Origin of the sequence: Olleya sp. UBA1516, from assembly GCF_002323495.1 — a bacterium.
In the GTDB taxonomy this organism is placed as follows: domain Bacteria; phylum Bacteroidota; class Bacteroidia; order Flavobacteriales; family Flavobacteriaceae; genus Olleya.
Map to the genome: position 1 here is coordinate 74586 of NZ_DCQO01000006.1, position 15568 is coordinate 90153.

Annotated in this window: 12 protein-coding genes; all 12 read right to left on the reverse strand. The window is 31.0% G+C overall.

The window, feature by feature from the left end:
- Positions 1-172 precede the first annotated feature (172 nt).
- Positions 173-733 carry a hypothetical protein gene (locus B2989_RS02700; protein WP_292943766.1) on the reverse strand — a complete coding sequence of 187 codons (561 nt, stop codon included), beginning with the start codon at positions 731-733 and terminating at the stop codon, positions 173-175.
- 68 nt (positions 734-801) lie between these two features.
- On the reverse strand, positions 802-1449 hold the full coding sequence (locus B2989_RS02705) for a helix-turn-helix domain-containing protein (protein ID WP_292943769.1): 648 nt from the start codon (positions 1447-1449) through the stop codon (positions 802-804).
- Between the two features lie 567 nt (positions 1450-2016).
- Positions 2017-3288, reverse strand: coding sequence for an adenylosuccinate synthase (locus B2989_RS02710; protein ID WP_292943772.1), 1272 nt, complete (start codon positions 3286-3288; stop codon positions 2017-2019).
- A 21-nt stretch (positions 3289-3309) separates the two neighbouring features.
- A complete protein-coding gene (locus B2989_RS02715) occupies positions 3310-3759 on the reverse strand; it encodes a Fur family transcriptional regulator (protein WP_292943775.1) in 450 nt (149 codons plus the stop codon).
- Between the two features lie 95 nt (positions 3760-3854).
- Positions 3855-6074 (reverse strand): RelA/SpoT family protein, encoded by a 2220-nt coding sequence (locus B2989_RS02720; RefSeq protein ID WP_292943778.1) that lies wholly within the window; start codon positions 6072-6074, stop codon positions 3855-3857.
- Between the two features lie 135 nt (positions 6075-6209).
- Positions 6210-7193: a hypothetical protein gene (locus B2989_RS02725; protein WP_292943781.1), complete on the reverse strand. Its 984-nt coding sequence runs from the start codon at positions 7191-7193 to the stop codon at positions 6210-6212.
- A 19-nt stretch (positions 7194-7212) separates the two neighbouring features.
- Entirely contained in the window at positions 7213-8454 is a 1242-nt protein-coding gene (locus B2989_RS02730; RefSeq protein ID WP_292943784.1) for a DEAD/DEAH box helicase, read from the reverse strand.
- 78 nt (positions 8455-8532) lie between these two features.
- Positions 8533-9537, reverse strand: a complete 1005-nt coding sequence (locus B2989_RS02735; RefSeq protein ID WP_292943787.1) for a transglutaminase domain-containing protein — start codon at positions 9535-9537, stop codon at positions 8533-8535.
- An 11-nt stretch (positions 9538-9548) separates the two neighbouring features.
- Positions 9549-10211: a carboxypeptidase-like regulatory domain-containing protein gene (locus B2989_RS02740; protein WP_292943790.1), complete on the reverse strand. Its 663-nt coding sequence runs from the start codon at positions 10209-10211 to the stop codon at positions 9549-9551.
- A 137-nt stretch (positions 10212-10348) separates the two neighbouring features.
- Entirely contained in the window at positions 10349-10906 is a 558-nt protein-coding gene (locus tag B2989_RS02745) for a hypothetical protein (protein WP_292943793.1), read from the reverse strand.
- 27 nt (positions 10907-10933) lie between these two features.
- On the reverse strand, positions 10934-13192 hold the full coding sequence (locus B2989_RS02750; RefSeq protein ID WP_292943796.1) for an FUSC family protein: 2259 nt from the start codon (positions 13190-13192) through the stop codon (positions 10934-10936).
- Between the two features lie 51 nt (positions 13193-13243).
- Positions 13244-15556: a B12-binding domain-containing radical SAM protein gene (locus B2989_RS02755; protein ID WP_292943799.1), complete on the reverse strand. Its 2313-nt coding sequence runs from the start codon at positions 15554-15556 to the stop codon at positions 13244-13246.
- Positions 15557-15568 lie beyond the last annotated feature (12 nt).

The window sequence follows — 15568 nt, forward strand, 5'->3', positions numbered from 1 at the left end:
AAAAATATATGTGTTTATTAATTTTCAAGATGTCATGGTTTGGCACAAAAATAACGATTTAAAGTATTTAGTATTGTTTGTTAGGAATTATTTAAGATGAGAGTTGATTAATTTGTAAAAAACTCACAGATTTTTAAAACCTATGAGTTTTGATAATTGATTAAACATTTTATTATAAGATATTGAAAAGTAAAAAATATCTATAACCACCTTGATTTATTAAAACCCATGATAATAGTTTATGTGTTGTGGGTTCAAATAACAATGTCCCTAATGGGTTTTCTGGATCTTCCTTCCTGAAGTAAGCAAATACATTAACATCTTCTGTATACATTTTTTTGCCTCCAACCGTTTTTAATTGAGTTTTATCTTCATCAAAAGGCTCATAAATTTTATGGTTTTTATAAAAGCGTATAGGTTTTGCGTCAATATTATCTGCACCCAGACTATCAAGTGTTTTTTTAAAATAACTAAAAAGAGGTATAAGTTTTTTTATTCTCTTTTGTTTTCTTTCTTGTACAGTATCTTTTAAAACATAATCAAAGTAAATATACTTTTCAATAAGAGTGTCTTTTGAAATACTATCTATGTCTTTTTTGTATGAGTATCTCGCTAAATTTTCGAAAGTATTGTAATAAGCAGTTTCATCGTTTGTCCAATCTTTAGATTTATTAGATTGTGAGTAGCTGATGTTAATTAAAAATACACTAATTATAAAATATTTGAGTTTCATGGTTTTTATGTTTTATTACACAATACTATGCACTATTTTATACTTTAATGTTTAAAATATTAATTAAGTTAAAGATTTCGGACATCTTTTTTATACTGAACAGGTGTTTGATTGGTAAATTTTTTGAAAGCAGCGTAAAAGCTTGATTTAGAATTGAAACCAGACTCTAAACCTATAGATTCAATAGTATAATTATTAAAGTCTTTATTAGTAAGGGTTTCTTTAGCGTTATTTATCCTAAGCTTATTTATATAATCATTAAAATTGATTTCAGAATTTGTGTTTATTTGTTGAGAAATATAACCTTCGCTTAAACCTAATAAGTTAGATAGTAAGCTTAAATTCAAGTTTGGATTTAGATAAAGTTGTTCAGTTATAATTTTAGTTTCAATTTTATTAAATGTACTATTACTATTAATTGATTTTTTAATTTTAGTTTCCCTTTTCTTATTCGCTTTTAATTTTTTCCGTTCTATTAATAATTTTGATTTAGCTAAACCTATATATCCAATCCAGTAGATTAGGAATGATATACAAATCCACATAGGGTAGAAGATTTGATTTTTATAATTTTCATTTAATATTGAGAATATTATAGTTATAAGCCAAACTGAACAAATTAGTAATCCAATATTTAGAAGTCGCTTTAACCACAATGTTTCTGGATAGACTTTTGATTTTACAATAATGTTACTTTTTTCATAAGATTTAATCATTTTTAAAGTGAAAATTATAATGATCACATTGTAAATAATAGATAAAAAATTGAATATTTGATTTGTTATTGCATGAATTGAAATTTTTTGAGAAACGTTTGTGTTAAAATTAATTTGTAATATCAAGTTTAAGGAAAAAACAATTAGAAAGGGTAGTACTAATAGTAATTTTAGTTTTGTTTTCGCTTTTTTCTGTTTTACAAAATTAAATACATATAAATAAAATACTGGCATTATTAACCATTGCCAAGGAATAGTTGTTAATAATAAAGTAATTTTAGAATTAACTATTAAGGTGTCAATTAACCAATATTGTAGATTGCTAAGAGATAAAAATAAAACTGTTAGCGCTAAAAAATAAGTATGTTTTAAAATTTGTTTTTTTTGAAGAAATAGAATGAAACTAAAAATAATACCATGAATTACACCCGAAATTATAAGTATATTGAAGATGTTAATGTTTAAATTTTCTAAGTTCATTCGGTGAAAGTATTATTTAAATTTAAATAAAAAACCTCATAAATTTTAAAATTTATGAGGTTTTAGGCATTATGTTTTATGATTTAATTACATAAAAATAGTCTGTTTTCTGTCTGGTCCAACAGATACTATTTTAATAGGAATTTCTAATTCTTTTTCTAAAAATGCGATATAATCATTAAGTTCTTTTGGTAATTGAGAAGCTTCACTCATTTTAGTTAAGTCTTCGCTCCAACCTTTAAACTCGGTATAAATAGGTTCTACATTTTCCGGTTCTATGTTAAACGGTAAATGTTTAATAGTTTCTCCTTTATATTTATAAGCAGTTGCTACCTTTAAAGTTTCAAAACCAGATAAAACATCACTTTTCATCATCATTAATTGTGTAACACCATTAACGCGACAAGTGTATTTTAAAGCCACTAAGTCTAACCATCCACAGCGTCTAGCACGACCTGTTACTGCTCCAAACTCTTGGCCAACTCTAGCCATTTCTTCTCCATCTTTATCAAACAACTCTGTTGGAAAAGGTCCGGAACCTACACGTGTTGTATAGGCTTTAAAAATACCAAAGACTTCTTTAATTTGGTTTGGTGCAATACCTAAACCAGTACAAGCTCCTGCTGCAGTTGTATTACTTGAAGTTACAAATGGATAGGTACCAAAATCGATATCTAAAAGCGATCCTTGAGCACCTTCTGCTAAAATAGTTTTACCATCTTTAAGGGATTGATGTAAATAGGCTTCGCTATCTATAAATTGTAATTCTTTAAGTTTTTCAATAGACTCAAAAAACTCAACTTCCATTTCTTCTAGATCGTATTGTACGTCTACATTATAAAATGCAATCATAGCTTCGTGCTTATTAGCTAAAGCTCTGTATTTTTCTTTCCAGCTATCTAGTTCTAGATCACCAACTCTAATACCGTTTCTACCAGTTTTATCCATGTATGTTGGACCAATACCTTTTAAAGTAGAACCAATTTTGGCTTTACCTTTAGAGGCTTCACTAGCTGCATCTAATAAACGATGCGTCGGTAAAATTAAGTGTGCTTTTCTAGATACAATTAGTTTGGCTTTATAATCAACATCAAATTGGTCTAAACCTTCTAATTCTTTAATAAAAACAACTGGATCAACTACTACACCATTTCCAATAACATTCATAGCATCTTTATGAAAAATTCCTGAAGGTATAGTACGTAGTACGTGTTTTATTCCGTCAAATTTCAAAGTATGTCCTGCATTTGGACCACCCTGAAAACGTGCTATGATATTGTAATTTGAAGTTAAAACGTCGACAATTTTTCCTTTGCCTTCATCTCCCCATTGTAAACCAAGTAGTAAATCTACTGCCATTTTTAATTAGTTGTGTTGTTATTATTTTTTTTTTCTATTTCCGTAAAAATATAGTGAGTGCTTAGAGATTTCGATATCAAAGACTTCTTCAATTGTTTTTTTAATTGCCTGAATTCTTGGGTCACAAAATTCTATAACTTCTCCTGTATCTTGAAGAATAACATGGTCATGTTGTTTATCAAAATAAGATTTTTCGTAATGTGCTTGATTTTTACCAAACTGGTGTTTTCTAACTAAGCCGCAATCTAGAAGCAGCTCGATAGTATTGTACAACGTAGCACGACTTACACGATACTTCTTGTTTTTCATGTTTAGATATAGGGATTCTATATCAAAATGTTCATCGTTAGAATAGATTTCTTGAAGTATAGCGTAACGTTCTGGTGTTTTTCTATGACCATTCGCTTCTAAAAAAGAAGTGAATACGTTTTTTACAATCTCTTGATTTTTTATATCTGTTTTTGCGCTCATAAATACCAAGCAAATTTACATCTTTTTTTGAGGTTGCAATCATAAAACTTAGACTTTACTTTAAGTATTATTAGACAGTTATTAACAACATTAATTTAAACCCGAGTTACCTTGTCTATACCGTTAAGTTTTTTAAGATTATCCATTAACTTTTTAAGCATGGATTTGTTACGTACAATAACATTTATTTTTCCTTTAAAGATACCGTCATCACTCTGAAAACTAATACTATTCATGTTGACGTGCATGTTGGATGAGATGACTTTAGTAATGTGATTAACCAGTCCTAAATTGTCTATTCCAGATAAAATAATCTGTGCAGCAAACTCTTGTTGTGACGAGTCTATCCATCTTGCCTGAATGATACGATAGGCGTAATTAGATTGTAAACTTATTGCATTTGGGCAATTTTTTTTATGCACTTTAATACCATCGTTTATGGTAATAAAGCCAAATACTGCGTCTCCAGGAATTGGATTACAACAATTAGCTAATTTGTAATCTAGTTTCTCTTCTTCTTTACCAAAGACTAATAGGTCATATTTATTAGTAATCTCATCTTTATTAACTTCTTCTGGAGATATAGTTTGTTTTCTGGTAATTTTATTTTTAAAGAAACTTACTAAAGCATTACTACGCGAAGCTGCATACTCTTTAAGCATCGTGTTGTCAATATTACCTGTACCGACACGATAAAATAAGTCTAAACTAGTTTTTAAATGAAAATAGCTAACCATTTCGTTAACCGATTTTTCATTAAGCGTAATTTTAAGTTGTTTTAGTTTTCGTCTTAAAATTTCTTTTCCTTCTTCTGCTATTATTTTAGTGTCTTCTTTTAATAGCGATTTAATTTTACCTCTAGCTCTTGCAGTGGTGGCATAATCTAGCCAGTTAGGATTAGGTTTTGCGTTTTCTGAAGTGATAATATCTACTTGATCACCACTACTTAATTCGTGACTTAAAGGCACCAATTTTCCGTTTACTTTGGCGCCTCTAGTTTTTTTGCCAACTTCTGTATGGATACTAAACGCAAAGTCTAAAGGTGTTGCGCCTTTTGGTAAAGATTTTAATTCTCCTTTGGGTGTAAAAACAAAAATTTCTTTAGAATACAGGTTAAGTTTAAACTGCTCTACAAAATCGACTGCATTGGTAGAGGCATTTTCTAAGGCTTCCTGCAAACGATTAATCCACATGTCTAAATTATCCTCTTTGTCTTCGGCATTTTTATATTTGTAGTGTGCTGCATAACCTTTTTCGGCTATTTCATTCATACGCTCACTACGTACTTGTACTTCTACCCATCGTCCTTTTGGTCCCATTACAGTAATGTGTAAGGCTTCATAACCAGTAGATTTTGGAGAGGATATCCAATCACGTAATCGGGTTGGGTTAGGTCTAAAATGGTCGGTTACAATGGAGTAAATTTTCCAGGCTAGAAATTTTTCGTTTTCACGATCACTTTTGTATATAATTCGAACAGCAAATTTGTCGTAAACCTCATCAAATGTAACGCCTTGTTTGTCCATTTTGCGTTTAATAGAAAATATGGATTTAGGTCGTCCTTTTATAGTGTAGTTTAAGCCTTCTTTGTCTAAGGATTTTTTTATAACATCATTAAATTCGGTTATATAAGCATCTTGTTCTTCCTTACTTTCTTTAATTTTATTAAGAATTTTGTTGTAGGTGTCAGGTGCTGTGTATTTTAATCCTAAGTCTTCTAATTCTGTTTTAATATTATATAATCCAATTCTATGCGCTAAAGGAGCATAAATGTACAGGGTTTCGGATGCTATTTTTTCTTGTTTGTCAGGACGCATACTGTCCATGGTTTGCATGTTGTGCAAACGGTCTGCTATTTTTATAATGATAACTCTAACGTCGTCATTTAAAGTCAGTAGCATTTTTCTAAAATTTTCGGCTTGTAAAGACACGTCCATGTCTTTTTCTTTGCTTAAAGACGAAATTTTTGTCAAACCATCTACAATTTTGGCTACTGTAGATCCAAATAAATCTTCAATATCTTTAACACTGTAGTTTTCGTTATCCTCAACTACATCATGCAGTAATGCAGCAGCAATAGATGTTGCATCTAGACCAATTTGTTGGGCAACAATTTTGGCAACAGCAATAGGATGGAAGATGTAGGCTTCTCCGCTTTTTCTGCGTTGTGGACGATGTGCTTCAACAGCGACATCAAATGCTTTTCGGATTAGTTTTTTGTCCTCTGTAGACAATGTGCGATAGCTAACTTTTAAAAGTTGCTTATAGGCTTTTGCAATGTCTGCATTTTCTTTTTCAATATCGATTTCTGTCATAGATTGCTCTCCTTCATTTAAAATAGAATGAATACTAAAAATACTACAAAATTATGAATGGACAACACACATTAGTCTAATTTTGATTAAAACTGAATAAGCTTTTTGTAAGATGAAAATATTGCAGTAAAAAGGCTATTGTTCTTTATAAACTTCCATTTTTAAACCCATACCATAATTGTTTAAACCAGCGTTTAAAAGATTTGAGTTATCGATGTTTTTTTTATCAAAAAGAACCCATTGTCCATTGTTTTGAAAAACACGTTTTACAAAGGTAGTTTTTTCAGAAATTTGGTCTGTAAAAGGTAATAATGGTCTAAACGTTGTCGATACTTTTACAATACCACGTCTAGTTTTAACTTCTTGATATTTTTTATTTGGAAGTAATTTTCCGTTTTTGTCTGTAAAGCCTAAAACTTGTATGGAAATGTAAATACCATCTTTTGGAATAAAAATATCAAATCCAGACACATCAAATTCAAAAACAGGTTTGGTGTCTTGCGTAGCAATAAATATTACTTTTTCGTAGGTTAAAACATCTCCAGGTTGTCCATTATTGTTCTCGTAAAACTGTACTCTAAATAACGTTGAAAAAGGACGTTTTGCTTTATTACTTTTACCTCTTTTGTCCCAATCTTTAGCTTCGGTTTTAATAGGAATTAACACTTTAGTGACATGCTTTGGCTTGTTGTCTGTGTTAGGGAAAAATACAGCAATTTCACTTTCAATAGTAGGTAACCAACATTTATAATAGTCGTCATGTGCTGTTGGCTTTAATGTAACTTCTTTGTGTTTTCCTGAAGGTTTAGCAGTAACGATAACCTCGTCTAAAAGATCAGATTGTGGTGTTAAATAAAGGGTGTCTTTTAGCGTTTTTGAAGCAAGTTTGACATCTTTATAACCTAATGCTGAAACGAAAAGCGAATCGATATTTGAATATAGCTTTTTAGTGAAGAAAAATTTACCATCGTCATCAGCAAATATTCCATTTCCATTTCCAAATGAAACTGTTGCAAACGAGACGCCATTTTTTGTAATACTATCAATAATTGTAGTTTGACTAAAACTATTAATTGTAAATAGTAATGAAAGTAAAATAATGAAATATCTAGAGTGCATACAGTCTATTTAATAATGATTAATACCAACGTTTTTTCTTCTTTTTAGACGCTTCACTTTTACGTCCTTTTTTATGTTTGCTCCCTTTTTTTGCAGATTTATGAATGATTGGTTTTGCTTTTGGATCTAGTGGATAAGGATGCTCATCTATAACATCTAATTGTAAATGAATCAGTTTTTGTATCTCTAGTAGGTAAGGTTTCTCGTCTGCACTACAAAGTGAGTATGCCATACCAGTTTGTCCAGCACGAGCAGTACGACCAATTCTGTGGACATAAGTTTCTGGGACGTTAGGAAGGTCAAAATTGACTACTGCATCTAAATTATCAATATCAATACCACGCGCAGCAACATCTGTTGCAATTAATATATTGACTTCTTTTTTCTTAAATTTATTTAAAGCTTCCTGTCTTGCAGTTTGACTTTTGTCACCATGGATACTGTCCACTTTATAACCGTTTTTAAGCAGCGTTTTTTCTAGTTTATCTACACCATATTTAGTACGTCTAAAAATAATGATGTTACCCTTAATAGTGTTTCGTAGTAAATGTAAACCTAATTCTATTTTGTCTTTTTTAGGAACAAAATATAGTAATTGATTGACATTTTTAGATGTCGAACTGTTTTGAGCAACCTCTATACGTTGTGGCTCGTTTAATATTGTACTTGCTAATTGTTCTACTTTATAAGGTATCGTTGCCGAAAATAATAGGGTTTGTTTAGTCTTAGGACATAACCTTTCAATTTTTTTGACATCATCAATAAAACCCATGTCTAGCATTAAATCTGCTTCATCTAATACCAAAGTTTGGACATAGTCCAGATTAATAACATCTTGCTTATGTAAATCCAATAAACGTCCTGGCGTTGCAATTAAAATATCAACACCATCACGAAGTATTTCTTTTTGTGGATCGATAGACGCTCCACCAAATATTACTGCGCTTTTTAAGGTAGTGTAAGTCGCATAGGCTTCAAAATTCTCTGCAATTTGTATTGCTAGTTCACGTGTTGGACTAACAATTAATGCTTTAATTTTTCTTCCTTTTTTAGGTGCGTCTTGTTTGTCAAATAATAACTGTAAAATAGGTAATGCAAAAGCAGCTGTTTTTCCTGTACCAGTTTGGGCAGAGACAATAACATCTTTTTTGTTAAGTACTACAGGAATTGTTTTTTCTTGTACCAACGTTGGGTTGTCGTATCCTTTTTCGGCAATTGCGCGTAAAATAGGTCTATTTAGTTGTAAGTCTTTAAATGACATGAATTAAGATTTGCTACAAAGGTAGTTTTTTCCAAGCATTTAATAAGGCTTAATATTTTTTTACACAACCGTGAGTCTTTACTTTTCTAGGACTTGAATAGTGTAGGAGGAGATAATATCATTTTTAAATTTTAAGTGCACATCAAAAATGCCTTCATTTTTAAATGTACTAGCTAATGTTATCTGACCATTATCTTGTTTTGTGTATTCTAAATCACGAGTAATTTCATTAAAACCAGAATATTCTATTAATGTGACATCCTTGATATTAATATCATCTGGAATTTTAAACCTAAAATTTATAACGTCGTTTCTTTTTATGGTTGTATTTAAATTTGAAGGGTAAATAGGAGTGATTTGATGTGTAAACGTTTTACCATAAACCATTGGAGATGCTTGATAATCATTTGATATTAAAGTACTATCCAGTAACCATTTTTTGTTAATTGGATAATGGTTTTTGGCAAATAGAATGGGTTCAGTTAAAAAGTAGCCTAAATTATAGTCTTTTATAAAGACATCATTTATAAAATAACCACTAGACCAAGTAGCATCGCATAAATACCATTTGTCGTTTAACTTAACTGCATTCCAAGAATGGTTAACTAACTGTAAGGTATCTACATTAGTGGTTGTGGAACGTCCATAACCATTAATTATTTTACATTCTATATTAGCCAAAAAGCATAACTCTTTAATTAAATAGGCATAACCTGTACACATGGTTTTATTTTGCTTTAATAGTTTTTTTATGGCTTTATTTTTATAAGAATTATTCCAATTTACATAGCCAATACTATCGTTTTTAAATTTTTTTCTGTTTTTACTAACCTTACTATCTTGTACTAAATCACCTTTAATATTACTGCAAACCCAAGTGTATATTGCTCTAAATTTTTCTGCTTCAGTAGGTAAATTAAAAGTCAAATTATGAGCAAGTAAGGGAAGGTTTTTTAAATCTAAGTTGCTATGACGTTTAGCAATATTATCAGCTTTGGTAAAATTGATGTCATCAAAATCGGTAATTTGAGCTGTTACTATCGTGCAAAGCAAAAAACAAAAAAGTAGGCTTATTTTTTTCATTTTAAAACACTTTATTTTTTAGACGAATAAACCGATTTGACAGCAACTTTACCCATCATAATATATGAATCGTTACTTAAGCTTACATTTAAAAGTACGTTAGACATGCTATCTGGATTTTGAATAACCATCTTTTTAGACTCATAACCAACATAGCTAAACACTAAAATATCACCTTCTTTTAACTTTTGAGGAAAAATAAACTGTCCATCAAAATCTGTTGTAACACCTACAATTGTGCCTTGCAAAACAACGTTTGCGCTTGGAAGTGGTAAACCATCGTTGTCATAAACAGTTCCTTTTACAGTAATATTAGCTTGATTTTGATTGATTTTTATTTTAGATGTCTTGACTCTAGATAGATTGTCTTGTGCTTTTGCAGTTGTTAAAGCGAATAGGGCTAAACAAGCTAATCCAATTGCACTTATAAAACTAAGTTTACTTTTTTTAGCTTTAACAGGAAGTGTTGTTAGCTGTGTGTTTTTAAATCTTCCGCAGACGTTAGTGGTTTGTTTAGTGTTAAAGTAAAGACCGATGTCTTCAGTAGTCATTTTAGTAAAATCGATAACCTCTTTTGTGCAAGCGTTACAAAAACCACCTTGAGGTGTAGGCGTAAACTGATTATAATTTTGATTGCAAGGCGTCGTGATGTTTAAATTTATTTGATTTTTCATGATATATAGGTTTAATACATTATTACATAACAAACCTATGGTAACAATAGAAGTAATAAAACCGACACTTAGTTAATCCTCCTTTTGGGTGAGTAAACCATGTCTTTTACAGAGGAAGCAAAATTGTAGATGGTTGATTATTGACACATTTTAGCAGTAATACCTAATTGATCAGCTAGCTTTTTGCGACGTAAAGTAACATTTTGAGGTTTAGTTTTTAAAAACTTAATAGGTAATGTTGAGTGCATTGTAATAGCATCAAAAGTGGATTTATGCTCAAAAAAACATTCGCTATTATAAATGGTATTGTTATAAGTAAATTCAAACGCGATAACGTACAAGTAGGTTTCAATAGTTTTTTTTGATCCTCCATTAAACGTGGAGTTACTATGCGAATAATCATCCACACGCTTATTTATAACTTTAGCAGTTGTATAGCTACCGTATTTTTTTATTTCGGCTTGCTCATAATAATACATAAAACTAGAAGGTAAAGTATATAGCATAAAGGCTAAGCTAAGCACAATAAAAAGGCCTCCAAATAGTATAAATCCTAAGCCATTTTCAACTTTAAAGCCTATAAAAGCAAAAAAAACACCAAATAAAATTATAGCAAAACCAATACCTAAAATCCCGAAGTGTGGTTTAAAGGCTTGCTTAATAAAACGTATTTGGTCAGATACAGTCGTTTTCAATGCATAGTTTTAAATTGCTTAAGCAAGTTAATTAAAAACAGATTTATATTTAGACGTTGCATTTATTAAATTAGCAGATAACGATTTTAACCATAGTAATTGGTTACTTATTAAATGCGCTTCTTGAAGATCTAATAAGGTGTTAGTATCAATCTCAGTCTGACCTGCTTGTATGTCTATATCTCGTTTTTCAGAAAGATTAGCATATTTGTTTTGTAACGTTTGATGTGCTTTATTTACATCATCTACTTCTGTAAAAGGAATGGTTTTATCTTGTTCTAATTTTAAAATCACATGTTTTAAAGTGTCTGTAATACCATCGATAATGGTATCAAATTCTTCTGAAGCAGATGTTGTTTTATGATTTAAAATATAACTACCAATAGACGCTACAGCAGATAATATGGTATGATTTAAAGTAACGATATCGTAAATTAAAACCGACTCTTTTTGTTTAGATTTTGGATCTTGCGTTAATCTTTGAAAGGCTGCGTTTAGATTACTCATAGCTAGAAAGGCTTCTTTTCTAGAAATTTTATAATCCAAGTTTTTAGCTTCTTTATTATGGTATAACTGTTTAGTAGCCTTTAAATAATTACTGTTAGATGTAATGGCATTAACTATAACTGCATCTAAATTTTTATATTCCCAACTTGGAAACAATAGGTAATTAGCCAAAACAGCAATGGTTGCTCCAATCACAGTATCAATAACTCTGTATTGGATGACATCAAATGCATTTGGATCAATTAAAGCATATACAAAAACAATATTAAGTGTAATAAATGCAGCTCCAGCTTTATAACTTTGTTGGATTAGCGAAAATGCAAAGGTTAATGATATTACAGCTAATACCATATATACTATGGTGTTTTGAGTAATTAATACAACAGTTGTTGCTATAATTGCTCCAATAATAGTCCCTATAATTCGGTTTTTAGAGCGCTCTTTAGTTAAACCATAATTAGGTCTCATAATAACCACAATGGTTAATACAATCCAATAGGCGTTTTTTAAATCAAAAAGACTTCCTAATAAAAAACCAAATACCATAGCTAAACTCACCCTAAACGCATGTCGTAACATGGGTGATTTTAAGCTAAAATGTTGCCATAAAATGTTTAGTCTATAATCCTGAGAGGTTAAAAACTGTTTAGAATCCTGTGTTTTCAAAGACGCTTTAGTGTTGTCTTTAACTTTACTTAAAACGCGTCTAATTGCTTTAACTTCTTGCAATAATTGTTTTTGGTAGTCTTGAAGATTTCTTAGTGTTATAGCACCTTCTCTAGCTTTTGGTAAGGTGATTTCTGTTACATAATCTTCAATAGCACTATTGGTTTTATCTGTTATTTTAGAAATGGAATCAAAGTCAGGAAGTGTTTCTTTTTTAATTAAAAGTTCTGATAAAGTAATAAGGAGATTTCCTAGTGCTTTATTTAAATCTTTAAAAGGTGTTAAGTATGATTTTTGAAGACCAAATAACGTATCTATTTTAGAATAATCTAAGGTATTTGCTAATGCTAATTCAAAAATATCAACAAGCGATATAAAAATTAAAAGGCGTCTCTCATTAGAGTAGGAGCGTCCAGAACGTTTTCGGCCTTCCAATAGTAGTTCTCTTAAAGTTTCATGCTTTTCACTTATTTGTGTTTGTAGGATAAGTGCTTTTTTAGCATATTTTTCTCGTTTATTGGATTTAGTTAAAAGTTTACCTCTAATTTTTAAATACTGACCAGTTAAAGCTAAGGTGTCTGATAGTAATTGGTCGTCATCTTTTTTAGGTGCAATCCATTTAGAAAACAGTGACACAAATAAATACCATAAACCTCCAAGACCCATTAAGCCAACATGTAAAAAAATAGCTGCAGGATCTGGTTTACTAATGGCTAAAGCTAAAACAATAGATAATAGTCCAGAAAACGATATTAAAGAGGCTCTAAATCCATAGACAGATATTAAACTAATTGCAAAGCTTAACACTGCAATAGCAAGTATTAATAAGATAAAAACAGGTTTAGTAATAAAAATAATAAACGTCACTAACATGGTTAGTACTATACTAATTAGTATCCCATTAATTTTACGTCTTAAACTACCAGGAACATCACTTGGCGCATTCAAAAAAGCACCAACAGCTATGGAAGGTGCATAGACAAATAAGTCTATAGCACTAAAGATCACTAAAGGTAATACAGCAGCAATGGTAAGCACAACGCCTCTGTAAAAGCTTGAGCCTTTAAGGAACAATTCGATTGTTTTTAACTGTGTCTTTAGCTTGTTTTGCATTTAAGCAAAGGTAGTTTTTAATGTGAATTGGCTAGATTAATCTTGTGTTAATTATAATTGAAGCAATCCAAAGTCCTTTAATTTTTGCATCTGTTTAGAAAACCAAAAGAGTTCAAAATCTTCAAATTGGGACTCAAAATCTTTTTTTAATGCTGAAAATGAAAGCGCTTGTCCTGTGGTTGGTTTTAAGGTTTCAAGCGTATCTAGCAACCATTCGCCTTCAGGCTTATTGACTGTAATTTGAAGTCGATCCGTTTTATCATGAAACGTTAGCTCCAGCAATTCATTTACAAATCCTTTTTTAGTTTTTGTGTATTCTCTAACTAAAGGTAAATGACCTAACCACACTATTTTGGCAGTTGGCTTAGTTGTTAAGCTAGCTGGTGTGTTTAAGCAATCCTCGATGTAATAAGGTGTAATTGTACTTTGCGGAATGTCAAAATCAAACCATTCTTGTAAGTCCATGTCAAAACCAATACCATGCATAAAATTAAATAACGATTTTTTTAAACCGAAGCTAAATTGGTTATGGTCAATGCCAGTTTTGTCCGTAAAATCAATATCATTATTTGCAAATGTAATAGACTTGTAGTTTGGTGTAACACCATAATCTGATGGATTTAACCCAATAGGACTATGTGCTGTTAACGCAAATTGATGCCAAAATCCAGATTGTATAATACCTAACTCAAATAATTGTCTAACCATCTCTAAACTATCAACAGTTTCTTGTACTGTTTGTGTAGGATAACCATACATTAAATAGGAGTGAACCATAATATTAGCTTGTGTAAAGTTACGCGTGACTTGCGCAACTTGCTCCACAGTTACACCTTTATCAATTAGCTTTAATAGTCTGTCTGATGCCACTTCTAAACCTCCTGAGACTGCAATACAACCTGAGGCTTTTAGTAAGTAACATAAATCTTGTGTAAAGTTTTTTTCAAACCTGATGTTGGTCCACCATGTAACGGTTAATTGACGCTTTAATATTTCTAAAGCTAAGGCTTTCATTAATGCAGGAGGAGCAGCTTCATCAACAAAATGAAATCCGTTTTCTCCTGTTTGTGCAATTAGCTGTTCCATTCTGTCTACTAAAAGTGCAGCAGCAATGGGTTCGTAAATCTTGATATAATCTAAAGAGATGTCGCAAAACGTACATTTTCCCCAATAACAACCATGAGCCATAGTTAGTTTGTTCCAACGTCCATCACTCCATAAACTGTGCATTGGATTAGCAATTTCAATAACCGAAATGTAATCTTCTAATAATAAATCTGAGTAATCTGGCGTGCCAACTTGCAATTGTTTGTAATCTGGACGTGTGGTGTTGTTTTTATAAACAACTTTTCCATCTTCTAAAAGGAAGGTGCGTTTGTATTGTTTTTCTTTACTATTGTGACCAACGTGTATTGTAGTACTTCGACTGCGCTCAGCATGATTGGTGTTATTGCTATTTTGGTCTTTGTTTTCTATATTGTTTTGTAAATCAGTTCCGGCAGTACCTTTATTGTTGTGAGGTTGACATACATTTTGATATAATAACTCAATTGGCAGCTCACCATCATCTAAGGTAATAAAGTCAAAAAAGTCAAAAACACGAGTGTCTGTGACTTGACGTAATTCGGTATTAGGAAAACCTCCACCAATTGCTATTTTAATTTCAGGATAATTGGCTTTTATAAATTGTGCGCATCTAAACGCGCTGTATAAATTCCCTGGAAAGGGAACCGAAAAACAAATTAACTTTGGTTGTACCGTTTTTAGTTTGTCTTCTAAAATGGCTAGCGTTAGATTGTCTATAAATGTTGGTTTATTTTGCAAGCTATCGTATAGCTCGTCAAACGCATTGGCACTTTGTCCTAAACGCTCAGCATATCTGCTAAAACCAAAATTAGGATCGATACACTCTATAATAAAATCCGATAAATCCTCAAGGTATAAGGTTGCTAAATGCTTGGCTTTATCTTGCATTCCCATTTCGCCAAAAGCCCAATCCATATCTTCTAGTTGTTCAAATCTAGACGCTTGTGGTAGAAAATTTGTGGTGCATATTTGTCTTGCTAAGGTTTGATTTTTACCTTGAAGAAACAAAATTATAGCATCTAAAGGCTGTAAATAATCCGCTTTTAACGTGTAAATACGTTGACAGTTTTCGGTTGAAATAGAATCGTTTTCTATTGCTAAATCAAAAAGTTTTTCAAATGTTTTTTTACTGAATAATTCTAAAATCACCTCAATCCCTAAATCCATCTGAAAGGCAGAAACACCTATCGTATTTAAAAATCCTTTTAAATAGGCAGTTGCAGGATAAGGTGTGTTTAATTGCGTAAAAGGAGGCGTTATTAGTAAAAGATCTTTCAAAAAAATGGCTTT